Origin of the sequence: Streptomyces sp. YIM 130001 (assembly GCF_003574445.1) — a bacterium.
Classification (GTDB): domain Bacteria; phylum Actinomycetota; class Actinomycetes; order Streptomycetales; family Streptomycetaceae; genus Streptomyces.
In genome coordinates this window covers 78,161-93,382 of sequence record NZ_KZ984553.1, presented here as the reverse complement: position 1 = coordinate 93,382, position 15,222 = coordinate 78,161, and the positions used below count along the sequence as shown (strand labels likewise).

Annotated in this window: 13 protein-coding genes; 9 read left to right on the top strand and 4 right to left on the bottom strand. The window is 71.8% G+C overall.

What is annotated here, in order from left to right:
• The first annotated feature begins 138 nt into the window (after positions 1-138).
• The 4 genes from DSC45_RS12345 to manD are packed head-to-tail and all read left to right on the top strand — an operon-like array spanning position 139 to position 4,559.
• Entirely contained in the window at positions 139-1,467 is a 1,329-nt protein-coding gene (locus tag DSC45_RS12345; protein WP_119290137.1) for an ABC transporter substrate-binding protein, read from the top strand.
• Positions 1,467-2,432 carry a carbohydrate ABC transporter permease gene (locus tag DSC45_RS12340; protein ID WP_119290135.1) on the top strand — a complete coding sequence of 322 codons (966 nt, stop codon included), beginning with the start codon at positions 1,467-1,469 and terminating at the stop codon, positions 2,430-2,432. The genes DSC45_RS12345 and DSC45_RS12340 overlap by 1 nt, the downstream gene beginning before the upstream one ends.
• A complete protein-coding gene (locus DSC45_RS12335) occupies positions 2,429-3,295 on the top strand; it encodes a carbohydrate ABC transporter permease (RefSeq protein WP_119290134.1) in 867 nt (288 codons plus the stop codon). Before DSC45_RS12340 ends, DSC45_RS12335 begins: the two co-directional genes overlap by 4 nt.
• A gap of 49 nt (positions 3,296-3,344) precedes the next feature.
• Positions 3,345-4,559: a D-mannonate dehydratase ManD gene (gene manD / locus DSC45_RS12330; protein ID WP_119290132.1), complete on the top strand. Its 1,215-nt coding sequence runs from the start codon at positions 3,345-3,347 to the stop codon at positions 4,557-4,559.
• Positions 4,560-4,572: 13 nt separating this feature from the next.
• Here manD and DSC45_RS12325 read toward each other — a convergent pair whose 3' ends face one another.
• On the bottom strand, positions 4,573-5,340 hold the full coding sequence (locus tag DSC45_RS12325) for a PIG-L deacetylase family protein (protein ID WP_119290130.1): 768 nt from the start codon (positions 5,338-5,340) through the stop codon (positions 4,573-4,575).
• 186 nt (positions 5,341-5,526) lie between these two features.
• Between DSC45_RS12325 and DSC45_RS12320 the strand changes: the two genes are divergently transcribed.
• The 3 genes from DSC45_RS12320 to DSC45_RS12310 all read left to right on the top strand — a co-directional run bounded on the left by DSC45_RS12320 (position 5,527) and on the right by DSC45_RS12310 (position 8,483).
• Entirely contained in the window at positions 5,527-6,024 is a 498-nt protein-coding gene (locus DSC45_RS12320; protein ID WP_119290128.1) for a pyridoxamine 5'-phosphate oxidase family protein, read from the top strand.
• A 131-nt stretch (positions 6,025-6,155) separates the two neighbouring features.
• Positions 6,156-7,550: a L,D-transpeptidase gene (locus tag DSC45_RS12315; RefSeq protein ID WP_119290541.1), complete on the top strand. Its 1,395-nt coding sequence runs from the start codon at positions 6,156-6,158 to the stop codon at positions 7,548-7,550.
• A 159-nt stretch (positions 7,551-7,709) separates the two neighbouring features.
• On the top strand, positions 7,710-8,483 hold the full coding sequence (locus DSC45_RS12310) for a PDZ domain-containing protein (RefSeq protein ID WP_119290125.1): 774 nt from the start codon (positions 7,710-7,712) through the stop codon (positions 8,481-8,483).
• Between the two features lie 72 nt (positions 8,484-8,555).
• Here the strand turns inward: DSC45_RS12310 and treZ are convergent, their stop codons facing one another.
• Positions 8,556-10,304: a malto-oligosyltrehalose trehalohydrolase gene (gene treZ / locus DSC45_RS12305; protein ID WP_119290123.1), complete on the bottom strand. Its 1,749-nt coding sequence runs from the start codon at positions 10,302-10,304 to the stop codon at positions 8,556-8,558.
• A gap of 358 nt (positions 10,305-10,662) precedes the next feature.
• On the opposite strand from treZ, the gene DSC45_RS12300 reads away from it, so the two are divergent.
• Entirely contained in the window at positions 10,663-11,085 is a 423-nt protein-coding gene (locus DSC45_RS12300) for an SSI family serine proteinase inhibitor (protein WP_119290539.1), read from the top strand.
• Positions 11,086-11,139: 54 nt separating this feature from the next.
• Here the strand turns inward: DSC45_RS12300 and DSC45_RS12295 are convergent, their stop codons facing one another.
• Positions 11,140-12,450 carry a M14 family zinc carboxypeptidase gene (locus DSC45_RS12295; RefSeq protein WP_119290121.1) on the bottom strand — a complete coding sequence of 437 codons (1,311 nt, stop codon included), beginning with the start codon at positions 12,448-12,450 and terminating at the stop codon, positions 11,140-11,142.
• Between the two features lie 75 nt (positions 12,451-12,525).
• Positions 12,526-15,087 carry a malto-oligosyltrehalose synthase gene (gene treY / locus DSC45_RS12290; protein ID WP_119290119.1) on the bottom strand — a complete coding sequence of 854 codons (2,562 nt, stop codon included), beginning with the start codon at positions 15,085-15,087 and terminating at the stop codon, positions 12,526-12,528.
• Between treY and DSC45_RS36805 the strand changes: the two genes are divergently transcribed.
• Positions 15,086-15,208, top strand: coding sequence for a hypothetical protein (locus DSC45_RS36805; protein ID WP_276145455.1), 123 nt, complete (start codon positions 15,086-15,088; stop codon positions 15,206-15,208). The genes treY and DSC45_RS36805 overlap by 2 nt on opposite strands.
• Positions 15,209-15,222 lie beyond the last annotated feature (14 nt).

The following is a 15,222-nucleotide window of genomic DNA, read 5'->3' as shown; positions in this document are numbered from 1 at the left end:
GGCGCCGGCCCGTCCGGACTCGGTCGGGTAACAGGGCTGTTCGGCAAGGACATCCGATGTTAACGTCCCATCTGGTTCAACTGGTCCTACCAGTTGGACCACGCGGTACGACGACAGCGCACAGAGACGAGGCCACGGATGTCCACGAGCAGCCACCTCCTCAGCCGGCGCGCCTTCGGAAGACTGACCGCAGGAGCAGCGGCGGCCGTCGGTACGGGCGCACTCGGCGCATGTTCGGCACCGGGCGGCTCCCCGGGCCGGACAGGCGCCGACACTCCACTGCGGATCATGGCCATCAACCACGTGTGGTCCCAGGCGATCCGGAGCCGGCTCGAGGAGTTCGAGGAGCGCATCGGCCGGCGGGTGTCGATGACCCTGCTCACCGCCGACCAGCTCGCCAGCAGCTACAACGTCAAACTCAACGCCTCCGGCACCGACGTCGACGTGATGATGGTCCGCGCTCTCCAGGAGCAACTCCTCTTCGCCCACAACGGCTGGCTCGCCGACCTCAGTGACCGGGTGAAGGGCGACCGCCGCTTCGACTGGGCGGACTTCCAGAAGGCGCCCCGCGACGCCTCCGTGACGGACGGCCGGGTGCTCAGCGTCCCCGTAGTCACCGAACGGCCGGTGCTCTACTACCGCAAGGACCTGGTGGCGGATCTCGGCGGACCGCCCCGCACCCTTGACGCCCTGCGGGACGCGGCCGAGGAACTGCACGGACGCCACAAGGGCCTCTACGGCTTCGTCGGCCGCGGTCAGCGCAGCGGCGCCGTATCCCAGTGGTCGAGCTTCCTCTACTCGTACGGCGGCGACTTCGTCGTGAACGGGCGGTCGGGGATCGGCAGTCCCGAGGCACTCGCCGCGTACCAGTACTACGGCGGTCTGCTGGAGCGGACCGGCCCGCCCGGCGCCACCAACATGAGCCTGGAACAGGCGATGCCGGTCTTCGCCCAGGGCAAGGCGGCGTTCTACGTGGACGCCGACGCCGTATACAGCAGCTTTCTCGATCCCAAGGTGTCGACGGTGCAGAAGAAGATCGGCTTCGCGCCGTTCCCCGCCGGACCCGCCGGGGCCAAGCCGCACAACATCCCGTCCTGGAGCCTCGGCATCAACACGTTCTCCCGACTGCGCGACGACGCCTGGGAATTCATCAGGTGGGCGGCGGGACCGCGGATGTCCACCACCCTGCAGTCCGCTGGCATCCCCGGCGCCCGTACCTCCGTCTGGGCCGATCCGGAGACGCTCAAGTCCTTCCCCCAGGACCTCGCCCGAGCCATGCGGATCAATGCCGAACGCGGTCTCGGCCACGACCGTCCGCAGGTCCTGCAGGTCGGCCGGGCCAGGGACATCGTCGGCCGGCCGCTGGTCGCGGGCATTCTCGGCGAGCGAGTGGGGCCCGTCGCCCGCGACGCGGACGCCGAGTTCGCCGAGTTCCTGGTCCGCGACAACCGCCACAAGGAGTCCTGATGCCGACCAACGAGGCCGCCGCCCCGGCCCGAACCGTCGCCCGCACGGCCTCCGGCCCACCCGTCGGCACCCGGCGCCCACGGACCTTCGAGCAGGCCAACCGCCGCCTCAAATGGGCCATGTTGGCTCCCGCCCTGCTGTTCGTCGGCCTGATGATCGTCTTCCCGCTGGTCTTCACCGCCGACCTCAGCCTCACCGACGCCTTCGGTGCGGTGAACGCCGGCAAGGAACACGTGGGCCTGCGCAACTTCACCGACGCGCTCGGCGACAGCCGCCGCTTCTGGCCCGCCGTCCAGCGCACCGTCGTGTTCACCGTCGGCGCGGTGATCCTGGAGACCGTGCTCGGCCTCGCCCTGGCGATGCTGATGCGCAAGCCCTTCCGCGGCATGCGCTGGGTGCGGACCGTCCTGATCATCCCGCTGCTGACCACACCGGTCGCGATCGGCATCCTCTGGCTCCTGATCCTCGACCCGACGAACGGCATCGCCAACCACCTGCTCACCGGAATCGGACTGCCCCCGCAGGAGTTCCTCGGATCGGTCAGCCAGTCACTGCCCACCCTGATGCTGATCGACGTATGGCAGTGGACCCCGATGATGACCCTGCTGCTGCTCGCCGGCCTCACCACGCTGCCCGAGGAGCCGGAGGAGGCCGCCCTGATGGACGGCGCCGGAGCGTGGCAGCGCTTCCGGTTCGTGATCCTGCCGATGCTCGGCCCCACGCTCGCCACCGCCCTGGTACTGCGCGCCGTCGACGCCCTGAAGACCTTCGACATCCTCTACGCCGCCAAGGGGCCCGGCGGCGGTTCCGACTTCGAGGTCGAGACCCTCAACGTCTACGCCTACGGACTCACCTTCGACTACCAGGAGTACGGACTCGCCGCGGCCGTCCTGGTCCTGTTCACCCTCTTCATCGTCGGCGTCGTGGTCGTGCTGCGTCGCAGGGGCGGAAGGAAGAACGCATGAGTGCCACCGTCACCACCGCACCCGCGTCGGCCGCCCGGACCGCGGCGCTCCGCAGGCGCCGGATCCGCTCGCTGGTGCGCGGCGCCGCCATCACCTTCGTATCGCTGGTCTTCGCGCTGCCCCTCGTGTGGATGATCGCCGCCGCCTTCAAGACGAACGTCCAGGTGACCGACCCGTCCGTGGGGCTCTGGTTCCGGCCGACCCTCGACAACTTCCGGTCCGTGATCGAGGCCGGGCAGATCGTCCGCTCGATGGGCAACTCGCTGCTCGTGGGAGTGATTTCGACGGCTCTGTCGGCCGTCATCGCGGTGCCGGCCGCCTGGGCCGTGGGCCGGTTCGGCATGCACCGCACCGGATCGGTCATCCTCGTCGCTCGGATCGTCCCGGCGATCTCGCTCCTCGTGCCCTGGTACTACCTGTTCGCACAGATGGGCCTGGTCGGCTCGTACACCGTGCTCGTCCTGAGCCATATGTTCGTCTCCGTGCCGCTCATCCTCTGGATCATGATCGGCTTCTTCGCGGGCCTGCCCGTGGAACTCGAAGAGGCCGCACGGACCGACGGGTTGAGCGCGTTCGGAGCGTTCTGGCGGATCTCGCTGCCGCTCGCGGCACCCGGCACCGCGACCGCCTCGCTCCTCGCCTTCGTCTTCAGCTGGAACAACTTCATGTTCGCCCTGGTCTTCGCCGACGAGAGCACCCAGACCGTGCCGGTCACCCTCTTCAACTTCATCTCCTACGCGAGCACCGACTGGGGCGGCCTGATGGCCGCCACCACGCTCATCACCGTGCCCGTACTCCTGGCCGCCGTGATCGGACAGAAGTACCTGGTGGCCGGCCTGACCTCGGGCGCAACCAAGGGGTGAGCGCGCCCCGTATCCCTGTCCCCACCGCACCGTTCGGAAAGAGCAGCACATGAAGATCGTCGACGCGAAGGTCGTCGTCACCAGCCCCGGCCGCAACTTCGTCACCCTCAGGATCACCACCGACGAGGGACTCACCGGACTCGGCGACGCCACGCTGAACGGACGCGAACGCGCCGTCGTCAGCTACCTCGAGGACCACGTGGCCCCGCTGCTCCTCGGCCTCGACCCGCACCGCATCGAGGACACCTGGCAGTCCCTCTACCGAGGCGCCTACTGGCGGCGCGGACCGGTGACGATGGCCGCCATCGCCGCCGTCGACGTCGCCCTGTGGGACATCAAGGCGAAGGCCGCCGGGCTCCCGCTCTACCAGCTCCTCGGCGGCGCCAGCCGGGACCGTGTCCGCACCTACGGCCACGCAGGCGGCCGCGACATCCCCGAACTCCTCGACTCCGTGCGGGCCAGGCTCGCCGAGGGGTACCCCGCCATCCGCGTCCAGTCCGGCATCCCCGGCCTCAAGGCCGTCTACGGCGTCTCCGACACCGACGACAGCGGCGCGCCCGTACTCCACCAGCAGGCGCGCCCCCTCGTCGAGGACTGGGACACCGACGCCTATCTGCGCCACATGCCCGCCGTCCTGGAGGCCGTACGCGCGGAGTTCGGGCCCGAACTCCCGCTGCTCCACGACGCGCACCACCGGCTCACCCCGCTGCAGGCGGCCCGCCTCGGCAAGGACCTCGAGCCGTACCGCCTGTTCTGGCTCGAGGACTGCACTCCGGCCGAGAACCAGGAGGCGCTTCGCCTGGTGCGCCGGCACACCACCACGCCGCTGGCGATCGGCGAGGTCTTCAACACCGTCTTCGACTACCAGACCCTGATCACCGAGCAGTTGGTCGACTACGTGCGTTCCGCCGTCACGCACTTCGGCGGTGTCACCCCGCTGCGCAAGCTCTTCGACTTCGCGGCCCAGTACCAGATCAAGGCCGCCGTGCACGGGCCCGAGGACATCTCGCCGGTGGGCATGGCCGCCGCCGTCCATCTCGACCTCGCCGTGCACAACTTCGGCATCCAGGAGTACTCGGGCCACACGCCGCTCACCGAGGAGGTGTTCCGGCACGCGTACACCTTCGCCGACGGGCATCTGCACCCGGGCGAGGCTCCCGGCATCGGTGTCGAGCTGGACGAGGAGCTGGCCGCCGCGCACCCCTACGAGGCGGCGTATCTGCCGGTCAACCGGCTGCAGGACGGCTCCGTGCACGACTGGTGAGCACGCTGCGGCCTCACCCGGTCAGGCCGGTCCGCTGCGACCGGGCCGCCGGGTCGAGGTCGTGGCGGATGTAGTACTCGGTCGACAGGAACGCGGAGCGGTCGGCCTCCGGCATCGCGGCGAGGATCCCGGGCGCCGCACCGCGTGTCACCTCGGAGCGGTGCGCGAGGATCGCCGCGTACTTCGCCTCCAGCCAGGGGCGGACGTCCACGGTCGCGGTGATCCACTCGTCCGGCACGGTGCGCAGCTCCCGCTCGGCCGCACGCGGCACTTTCGCCCCCAACGCCCCGACGGCCGACCGCGGATGGGTGGCGGCGTACAACGCGTCCGGCTGCCACGGCTCACCCGCCTGCGGGTACAGCTCCGCGAGCCCGGCGGCCCGGGCGGCGATCAGGCAGACCCGATGGGTATGTACGTGGTCCGGGTGGCCGGTGAGGCCGCCCAGTGCGTCATGGGTGACCACGATCCGCGGGCGGACCTCCCGGATGTGGGCGACGAGGGCGCACACCGCCTCGTCGAGGGGCGCCTCGCACAGCCGCGGGCGGCCCGGCGCGGACTCGGGGACGCGGGCATCGGCGTAGCCGAGCAGTCTCGGGTGTCCGGCGCCCAGGAGGCGTACGGCGTCGGCCAGTTCGGCGGCACGCGGGGTGCCTTCGGCCCAGGTCGCGGTCACGATGGCGGTCCGGGCCCCGGACGCGGCGTGCCGTGCGACGACGCCGCCTGCGGCGAGCGATTCGTCGTCGGGATGGGCAAAGACGGCCAGCAGGCTCGGCAGGGTCACGCTTCGGGTCCCTTTCCAGGTGAGTACGGACGGCGGACGTCGCGCGTACTCAATCAAGAGTCGGCACCTGTACGGAACCACCCGACAGCGACAGCGACAGCGACCGCGAGCCGCCTGCAGACAAGGGAGGTACGCACGCCGCAGACTGGTCGGTCGTACGGACCAAGATCACAGGAGGCCTCGAACATGACGGAACAGCCCGCAGGACCCGAGCGGGGACCCCGGAGCCTGGAGCAGCGGCTGCAGGACACCCGCAGGCGGCTGGACGAGGACGTCGACGCCTGGGTGGCCTCGGCCGGAGCCGAGGACGCGGGACCGTACCTCGTCCCGCTGTCGTTCCACTGGGACGGCGCGGAGCTGCTCTTCGCGACGCCCACGAACAGCCCGACCGGGCGGAACCTGCTGGCCTCGGGCCGGGCCCGGGTGGGCATCGGCCCGACCCGGGACGTCGTCATGGTGGACGGATCGGTGCGTGCGGTGCCCGCGGCGGAGATCGCCCCGGAGACGGGCGACGCGTTCGCCGGGCGGACGGGCTTCGACCCGCGCAGGCTCGAGAAGTCTCACCACTACTTCTGGATGCGACCCGAGCGGATCCAGGCGTGGCGGGAGGCCGACGAGATCGCCGGGCGCGAACTGATGCGCGACGGCGTGTGGCTGGACCGGCAGGCCGGCGGCCAGGAGTAGCCGACGCCGGGTGGGAGTCGGGCGCCGCGCGGACCGTCTCCCACTGCCGCGTACGGCCGATCCGGCGCATCCTGTGATCATGCGCACGCCGTTCCGTAGGACAAGCTGATCCTCATGTTCTGATGCGGCAGATGACGTCACCTATCAAGTCCGTGGGCGCGTTCGGCGCTCTCGCCGGACTGCTCCTGATCGCCGCCGCAGGCCAGTCCGCCGACGACCGTGCTTCCGAGGCGGAGAGCCCGTCCAGTCCGGCGCCGCTCGTCACGGTGTCCACCGCTGCTGCGGAGGAGGACGCCGCGACACCGGGTCCTGGCTGCGGCAGGGCCGGGGCGGGTGGCCTCTGTCTGACGGGGCGTGCGCTGCCGGCGCGTTGGCAGGTTCCGCTCACCGACGGCCGCCGCACCGTACGCCGGGCGGCCGGCCCCGACGGCCTGCTGCGGGTGACCGCGGGCCGTGAGGATCACCGCATCGTCGACGTCGACGTGGTCTACGGCACCGACCACGCGCGCGGGGTCGACGGCGAACTCGCGCCGGACGGCCGCTCCTGGCACAGCGCCGTCCCGCTCGGCGCAGCTCAGCGCTACGCGATGCGGGTCACCACCGAGGACGGCGACGGCCGTACCGTACGGGCCCGACTGGCCTTCCGTACCGGGGAACCTGCCGGTGGCAGCGGCCGGCTGAAGGCCCGGTTCGGTCCCGGGCCCGGCTCCTACGGGGTGGGCCAGCCGATCGTCGCGAACCTCAGCCGTCCGGTGCCGGCCAAGGACCCCGCGGCCCGCGCCGCCGTCGAGCGCGGTCTGCGGGTCGACGCGCAGCCGCGCGTCGAGGGCGCCTGGCACTGGGTCGACGCCACCACGCTGCACTACCGCCCGCGCACCTACTGGCCGGCGCACTCCCGGATCACCGTACGCAGCGCCCTGGACGGAGCCCGGATCGCTGATGGCGTCTACGGGGCTGCCTCGAAACCGCTGACCCTGTCCATCGGCGCGCGCGTGGAGGCCATCACCGACTCGGCCACCCACACCATGACCGTACTGAGGGACGGGGAACAGGTCCGCGAGATCCCGGTGACCACCGGCAAGGCCGGATTCCGCACCCGCGACGGCATCAAGGTGGTCCTCGGCAAGGAGTCGTCCGTGCGGATGCGCGGCGAGTCCATCGGTATCGCGCGCGGCAGCGGCGACAACTACGACCTGCCGGTGCGTTACGCGACGCGGGTCACCTGGAGCGGGGAGTACGTGCACGCGGCACCCTGGTCCGTCGGATCGCAGGGTGTCGCCAACGTCAGTCACGGCTGCGTCGGGATGAGTACCGAGGACGCCGCCTGGTTCTTCGACGCCGTGCGGCAGGGCGACATCGTCGAGGTCGTCAACAGCGGCGGGGAGCGGATGACTCCGTTCGACAACGGCTACGGGGACTGGAACGTGTCCTGGGGGAGCTGGCGCAAGGGGAGCGCGCTGTCGGCTGCGGGGGAACAGGACGAGTCGGCCCGGCCCGATGCGGGGCGGTTGCGGCCGATGGCGTGACGGAGCAGGGCAGTTCGGGCATCCCCGGGCTGCTCGTGAGTGGCGGCGGCCGTCAGGGTAGAGGCGGCGGGCCGGCCGTTGTGCGTTCTCCCGGAGAGTCACCCGTTCGTGAATCGTGGCGCCGTGTCCGGCCGGGTAGACCGTGACGCGGAGGCCCGCATGGAACAGACAGTGTTGCGTCCCAAGCCGATGCCCGGTCGTACGACGGGGCATCCGACAGGATTTGACCCCGGTCCCGACATCGAAGCCGAAGCCGAAGCCGAAGCTGCCGCGGAGGGCGGTCCCGGGCTCGGATCAGGCGCCCGGTCCGAGCCCGATCCGCGGCGTCGGCCGCACAAGGCGAGGCGTCGCGGACGGCGCCTGGTCACCGCCCTGTTCAGCGTGTTCGTCGCCGTCGTCCTGGTACTCGCCGGGGTCGGCCTGGGCACGCTCGGCGCCTCGGTGATCGGCCTGAGCAAGCTCGCCGACCTGCAGAAGCAAGCCCCGCCCGGCGCACCGCCCGGTGGGGCCGGCAGCGCACAGGGCGGGCCCGACAAGGCGCAACAACCGGCGCAGGACAAGGCGCAGGACAAGGCGCAGGCACCGGACGCCACCGGCAAGGGCGACGCCGACCCGTCGCAGACCCAACCTCAGGGCGGCAAGGGCCGGGCACCGGCTTCGGCGGCCCGCGCCACCGTCGGAGTGGAGGCGGTGGACGCGTCCGGGGGCGCGGGCGCACAGGTGGTCGGCGTCCACATCCCCGGTCCCGGCCACTCCGCGGGGCTGGTCCGCGGCGACGTCCTGCTCGCACTGGGCGACACCCGCATCAAGAGCGCCGCCGACTTCGCCGAAGCGGTGAAGGAGGCGCGCCCGGGCACCCCGATCGGCCTGCATGTCCGTCATGCGGGCGGTGAACGGCAGACGTTGACGATCACGCCGGGCGTGGTGACCTGACGCGCAGGTCCGGCATCCGACGAGTACGCGCACGGCCGGCCGCGCCGCCGTGCGCGTACCCCTGACGCAGCTTCAGCGCACGGGTGTCAGCAGCGCGCAGGACTCCGGCGGCAGGGTGAGGACACCGTCGGCGCCGGGGGCCTCCACCTCGTCCCAGGAGGCCAGCACACGCGTGCTGTCGCCCTGCAGCGGAATCTCGGCGCGGTCCTTGCTCAGGTTGACGGCGACACGGAGGTCCCCCCGCCGGAAGACCAGCCAACGCCTGACCTCGTCGTACGCGACGCGGACCGCGGCCAGGTCGGGGTCGGTCAGGTCGGCCGTCTCGCGGCGCAGCGCCACGAGGCGTCGGTACCAGGCGAGCACGCGCGCGTGGGGCTCGGCAGCCGGCTCGTCCCAGTCGAGACAGGAACGGTTCCTGGTGGCCGGGTCCTGCGGATCGGGGATGTCCTCCGCGTCCCAGCCGTGCGCCGCGAACTCCCGCCTGCGGCCCGTGCGTACGGCCTCCGCGAGCTCGGGGTCCGTGTGATCGGTGAAGAACTGCCAGGGTGTGCCGGCGCCCCACTCCTCGCCCATGAAGAGCATCGGCGTGAACGGTGACGTGAGGGTCAACGCCGCGGCACAGGCCTGCAGCCCGGGCGAGAGCGTCGCCGAAAGACGGTCGCCGAGGGCGCGGTTGCCGATCTGGTCGTGCGTCTGGGAGTAGCCCAGGAAGCGGTGGGCGGGGGTGCGTACCCGGTCCACGGGCCTGCCGTGCGAGCGGCCGCGGAAGCTCGAGTACGTACCGTCGTGGAAGAACCCGTCGGTGAGGGTCTTGGCGAGCGCGGACAGCGGCGCCGCCGCGAAGTCCGCGTAGTAGCCCTGTGATTCGCCGGTCAGGGCGGTGTGCAGGGCGTGGTGGAAGTCGTCGTTCCACTGGGCCTGGATGCCGAGTCCGCTGCGCTCGCGCGGGGTGATGAGACGCGGGTCGTTGAGATCGGACTCGGCGATCAGGAACAGCGGACGCCCGGTCTCCTCGGCCAGCGCGTCGACGGCGTGGGACAGCTCCTCGATGAACGGGTACGCGCGCGTGTCCCGCAGGGCGTGCACCGCGTCGAGACGCAGACCGTCGACGCGGTAGTCGCGCAGCCAGGCCAGGGCGCTGCCGATGAAGTACGCCCGCACTTCGTCGGATCCCGCCGCGTCCAGGTTCACGGCCGAGCCCCAGGGCGTGTGATGGGTGTCGGTGAAGTACGGCCCGTAGGCGGGCAGATGATTGCCCGAAGGGCCGAGGTGGTTGTGCACGACGTCCAGGATCACGCCGATCCGCAGCTCGTGTGCCCGCTCCACGAAGCGCTTGAGGCCTGCGGGGCCGCCGTAGGGCTCGTGCACGGCCCACGGGGAGACGCCCTCGTAGCCCCAGCCGTGGCGGCCGGGGAAGGGGCAGACCGGCATCAACTCCACGTGTGTCACACCGAGTCGCGCCAGGTGCCCGAGCCGGTCGCCCGCGGCGTCGAACGTGCCTTCTTCCGTGAACGTCCCCACATGCAGCTCGTAGAGCACGGCGTCGCGAAGTCTGTGCGCAGGCGCGTCCTGCCGCCACTCGTACGCGGAGTGGTCCACGACGGCGCTGAGGCCGTCCGGGCCGTCGGGCTGCCTCGCCGACCGCGGATCGGGCCTGACCTCGTCGTCGTCCAGGACGAAGCCGTACCGGGCTCCGTCGGCCGCCTCCGCCTCCGTCGTCCACCAGCCGGGACGTTCCGGATCCGGTGTCGACGCGCGCGTGGTGCCCTCAAGTAGGAGCGCGACACGTTCGGACTGCGGTGCCCACACTTCGAACTGCACGGACGGTTCCCCCTCGCCTGGCTGTCGGCCACACCGGCGTCCATGGTGCGCCACCGATGATCGAATTGCCGGGAATTCGGCCGAACCGGTGCCGCAATCGGTACGTGATCCGCGCGGTGCCGAGTGGTGGGCCAGGCAGCCGATGCCCACACTCTGCGCACTTCTCGTTCGAGTGAGTTTGTTGATCATCGCGCCGGGACCTGCCGATTCCCCCAAGGCGCGGGCGAATCCCACCGCGCGGAAGTCCGCGCTCGACCCAGAGCGCGTGTCCGAACGCGTCTGGAGTGTCTGGGCCGAGGTTCGTGGCCGGCGGGCATTGCCGAGGCGCATTTCTGAGCACGGAGGAACGGTGACGTTCATGGTCAAGACGGTACGGAACGGATTTCTCGCGGCCGCCGCTGCGGGCCTGCTGCTCGCGGCGGGAGCAGGCACTGCCCAGGCCGAGTCGCACCAGGAGAGCAGTGCCCGGGGCAACTGGCTGATGCTGTCCGTCACGCAGGGAACCGACGATTCCGGCCCGACGGAGCGAGAGCTGCTGCGCTGTCCGAGCTCGCGTTCCGAGCACCCGGACCGCTGGAAGGCCTGCTGGGAACTGCGCCTGGCCCACGGCGACATCAACCGGATCCCGGACCGTGACGGAGCCTGCCCGATGATCTACCGGCCCGTCACCGCGAAGGCGTCCGGCATGTGGGAGGGCCGGCGGGTGCAGTACGGCGAGACGTTCTCCAACAGCTGCGTGATGCACGGGAAGACCGGATCGGTCTTCCAGCTGTCCAGCTGACCGGAGCGCCCGGGGTGTACGCGCGCGTAGCGGCCGCTACGCGCGCGTGCTCGTTCACAGCGCGGTTCTGCGTGCGTGCCGGGCGGCCGCGATCACGGTGCGGGCCTGGTGCTCGACCTGGTGCTCGACCGGCACCCAGCGGGCCCGGAAGTGACCGGCGAACGCCTCCGACCAGTGGGCGACCAGAGCATCGAGGTGGGGGGCGCTCGGGTGGTCCGTCTCGCGCAGCACGCGCAGCAGCATCGCCGCCGCCCTGAGCGGTATCCGCCGGCCGAAGGCGTCGATGCTGCTCACATAGGTCATCGAGGCGTCGGGGGGCGGTGGGACCGTCCAGTCGCGGGCCAGGCCGGGAGCCAGTCCGAGCGCCCACCGCGAGGCCCGCAGCAGCGGCGCCACACTCTCGGGCACGGCCAGGTCGCCCGTATCGTCGTCATCGTCCGCGCCGAGCCTCGCGCGGCTCAGGAACTCATGGACCTGCAGGGCCTGTTCACCGAGCCGCCGCGATATCCGTCCCATGGCGGCGAGCGCGGCCGGGTGCCGTGCAGGATCGTCCACCAGGTCACTGGCCCACATCGGTACCTCGACGATCGCCGTGAGCCCGCCGTAGCGGTGCGCGTGGTGCCAGGTGGACCGGGTCACGTCGTCCGGCAGGCTGGGGAACGAAGTGTCCCTGCCCGGCTCCGGCATCACATGGACGCCGGGGCCCGCCACCGGCCAGCCCGCCGCGTCCGAGGTGTTCGTCTCCACCGGAATGTGCAGCTGGGCCGCGGACTTGGCGAACGGTTCGGCGAGCCCCGGGATGTCGCGGGTCAGCTGCACCCAGCTGCCGCCCATGTCCGTGCCGTGCAGCGACACCTGGAGGTACGGGCGCACCTCGTCGATGACCCGGAGCAGTGCGAGGGTCTCGGGCGGCAATTTCTCCGGCGGCAGCACCGAAGGGGCCCACTCGGGCTGTTCGGGGCCCGCCGGGCGGAAGAACTGCCGGTGGTAGTCGTACAGCGAGGTGGGCGCGACGCTGCGGTGCAGATGCGCCCCGTCCGGGTCGGCACACAACAGGAAGTGCCACGACGTGGCCGTACGCAGCCGGACGTCCTGCACGACGCGCTCGGCAAGACTCAACGTGGTGGGTCCGCCCACCGGTTCGTTCGCATGCGCCCCCGCGACGACCAGTACGCCCTGCGGCGCGTGTCCCACCGTCAGGAGGCTGATCGGACGGCCGGCGCGTGACGAACCGACCCGCCGCAGCGTGCACAGGTCAGGCCGACTCTCACTCAACGCCCTTGCGGATGCGAAGAGTTCCCGCTCGGTGAGGTAGCGCTGGCCCGTCAGGTGACTCACCCCCGTAAGGTCCGCCGACGTGCGCATCCGCAGTACGCCACGCGCCGGACCACGTGTCAAGCGCTTGCGGCAGGTCCTTTGCCGACTTTCAAGGGTGTACGTTCACCGGCGTACGAGCAGGGCCACGGGACGGTCCGCGAACAGGTCCGCCACGCGCGCGTGGCCCCGGAATTCCCGTACCGCTGCGGTAGGCCCGTCCGCTGCCTCCCGACGAGACTCCCCGCGCGCGCGGAGCGCGATCGCGTCCACGAACGTGCCCTCCGGGAGCGGTAGTTCGGTGTCCTGCCAGCCGCCGTCCTCGGCGAGGCGCAGCGAAAGCCGGGTCACGGCGCTCACCACGCGCTCGCTGCGGGTGAATGCCACACAACGCTCGGCCGCCGGGCCGCGGGCGGCCAGGGCGCGATAGCTGCCGGAGCCTGCGAACGCCGCCGGGTCGTCCCGCCGCAGTCGCAACGCCGCGCGGGTGACGGCCAACTTGTGAGCGTCGACGAGTGCGCCCACGGGGTCGTCCGGGTCGTCGGCCCCAGTGCCCTCGGAATCGGCTCCGGACCGGCCGGCCGCCGGGAAGGTGACGGGCCGTCGGTTGTCCGGGTCGACGAGGACCCGGTGGTGCCGCTCCGAGCCCTGATAGAGGTCGGGCACGCCGGGCATGGTCAGGTGCAGCAGCGTTCCGCCCAGGACATTGGCCAGGATGTGCGGGCCCAGCGTTCCGGCGAGCTCGGCGACGGCGTCGATTCCCGCCGGGCTTCCGGGGCCCGCGTCCGCGAACTCCCGTACCGCGTCCTCGTATGCGGCGTCCGGCTCGGTCCAGGTGGTGTGCAGACCCGCCTCGCGCGCGTGCTTCAGCAGCGCGTCGCGCAGCCGCCCGTCCGTAGCCGGCCCGAGCCCGAACGCGGTCTGCCACGCCGCCCACACCAACTGCGGATCGACAGCCCCGGCACTCGCCGCGGACCGCCCGTCCCTGGCGCGGCCGACCCGGTCGAGCAACTCGGCCCAGCGGCCCGGGCATTCGGTCAGGACGGCGATCGCGGCCCGGACGTCGGCGCTGCGCTTGGTGTCGTGGGTGGAGAGCACCGTTCCGGAGTCCGGCCAGTCCCGCTGCATCCGCGCGCAGTAGGCGTGGAAGTCCGTGGGAGGCAGCGCCGGTCTGCCGGGGTCGCCGCCCACCTCGCAGGCCGAGAGCAGGGGCACATGGCGGTAGCAGGCGGTGTCCTCGACCGCCTTGGCGCGGAGCGCGGACGACGTCTGCGCGAAACGGGCCCTGAAGGCCCGGAGCTCGGGGCCGTCGCCGCCTTCCGTACCGATGAGGAGCGCACGCACCACATCGACCGCGCGGGCTTCCTCGGCCACTGCGAACGCCTCCCGGGCCTCCTGGGCGTCCTGTGCCCGCAGGACGGCACCGGCGGCCTCTCCGGTGCCGTACGGGCGGTAGACCGGGACACGCACGAGGAGCTCCTGCAGGGCCGTGCGGAGAGCCCACGGGGCGTGGTCGGGGTGACCGGCCGCGGCGGCGCAGGAGGCAGCCGAGCGGACCAGGCGGTCGACCTCGGCGGCGAGCTCGTGGGTCACGACCTGCCGGGCCGCCCGTCGCACCGTCTGCCGCCAGTCCCCGCCGAGATCGTCCGCGGGCCTGGCGAACCTCCGGTACAGGGCGAGGAGCTCCTCCGCGCCGACGGGGTCCACGAAGAGGCCGTCGATGTGCCGCAGCGCGTCGTAGCCCGTGGTCCCCGCGACGGGCCATGCCTGCGGCAGCCGTTCGCCGTCCGCGAGGATCTTCTCGACGACGGTCCAGCACCCACCGCCGGCACCGTGCAGGGCCTCCAGGTACGCCCCCGGGTCGGTGAGCCCGTCCGGATGATCGATCCGCAGCCCGTCCACGACGCCGGAGCCGAGCAGACGCAGAACGGTGCGGTGGGTGGCCTCGAAGACCTCGGGATCCTCCACCCGTACCGCGATCAGGTCCGAAATGGTGAAGAAGCGCCGGTAGTTGAGGTCGGTACGGGCCAGTCGCCACCAGGCGAGGCGGTACCACTGCTCGTCGAGGAGCGCCTCGAGAGGGCGTTCCTCGGTGCCCGGCCGCAGCGGGAAGGACTGCTGTCCGTGGCGCAGTACCCGACCGTCCACCCGGAATACGTCGAGCTCCGCTTCGCGGCGGTGGGGGAGCACGGGCAGGAGCAGGACGCCGTCGTGCAGGTCCCAGTCGATGTCGAACCAGCGCGCGTAGGGCGACTGCGGGCCCTCGCGCAGCACCTCCCACAGGGCGTGGTTGGTGTCCGGCAGGGCGGCCATGTGGTTGGGGACGATGTCCACGATCAGGCCGAGCCCGTGGGCCCGAGCTGTCGCGGACAAGGCACGGAGGCCTTCCTCGCCGCCGATCTCGGCACGCACGCGCGCGTGGTCGACGACGTCGTAACCGTGGGTGGAGCCGGGCACCGACTCCAGAATCGGCGACAGGTGGAGATGCGATACGCCGAGTGCGGCCAGACGGGGGACCGCGGCCTCCGCGGCGGCGAACGGGAACCGTGGCTGGAGCTGCAGCCGGTAGGTCGCGGCCGGTGGATCGGCGAGGGCCGGGACGTGTGCCGCGTCGGCCCGTCCGGCGGGCGTGGGCCGGACGGGCGTCGCGGTCGGGTCGGCGGGGCTGCTCGGCGGCACAGGGCTCATGCGAAGCTACGTACCCGCGTCGAACGGATTCCTGTCACCGCACGCGCGGACCGCCTGCGCCGTCAGCAGCGCCGCCGCCGCGGCCGCCCGCGCCGCGGCCCTGCAGGCGGGCGGCCGCTGACAGCGCCGATGACC

Excerpts from the sequence above, each read along its gene's own strand:
- DSC45_RS12320 (WP_119290128.1), top strand. The coding sequence starts at position 5,527 with ATGACGGAACAGCCCGCAGGACCCGAGCGGGGACCCCGGAGCCTGGAG.
- DSC45_RS12345 (WP_119290137.1), top strand. The coding sequence starts at position 139 with ATGTCCACGAGCAGCCACCTCCTCAGCCGGCGCGCCTTCGGAAGACTG.
- manD (WP_119290132.1), top strand. The coding sequence starts at position 3,345 with ATGAAGATCGTCGACGCGAAGGTCGTCGTCACCAGCCCCGGCCGCAAC.
- DSC45_RS12295 (WP_119290121.1), bottom strand. The coding sequence starts at position 12,450 with ATGCGCACGTCGGCGGACCTTACGGGGGTGAGTCACCTGACGGGCCAG.
- treY (WP_119290119.1), bottom strand. The coding sequence starts at position 15,087 with ATGAGCCCTGTGCCGCCGAGCAGCCCCGCCGACCCGACCGCGACGCCC.
- DSC45_RS12310 (WP_119290125.1), top strand. The coding sequence starts at position 7,710 with ATGGAACAGACAGTGTTGCGTCCCAAGCCGATGCCCGGTCGTACGACG.
- DSC45_RS12340 (WP_119290135.1), top strand. The coding sequence starts at position 1,467 with ATGCCGACCAACGAGGCCGCCGCCCCGGCCCGAACCGTCGCCCGCACG.
- DSC45_RS12300 (WP_119290539.1), top strand. The coding sequence starts at position 10,663 with ATGGTCAAGACGGTACGGAACGGATTTCTCGCGGCCGCCGCTGCGGGC.
- DSC45_RS12335 (WP_119290134.1), top strand. The coding sequence starts at position 2,429 with ATGAGTGCCACCGTCACCACCGCACCCGCGTCGGCCGCCCGGACCGCG.
- DSC45_RS12315 (WP_119290541.1), top strand. The coding sequence starts at position 6,156 with ATGACGTCACCTATCAAGTCCGTGGGCGCGTTCGGCGCTCTCGCCGGA.
- DSC45_RS36805 (WP_276145455.1), top strand. The coding sequence starts at position 15,086 with ATGCGAAGCTACGTACCCGCGTCGAACGGATTCCTGTCACCGCACGCG.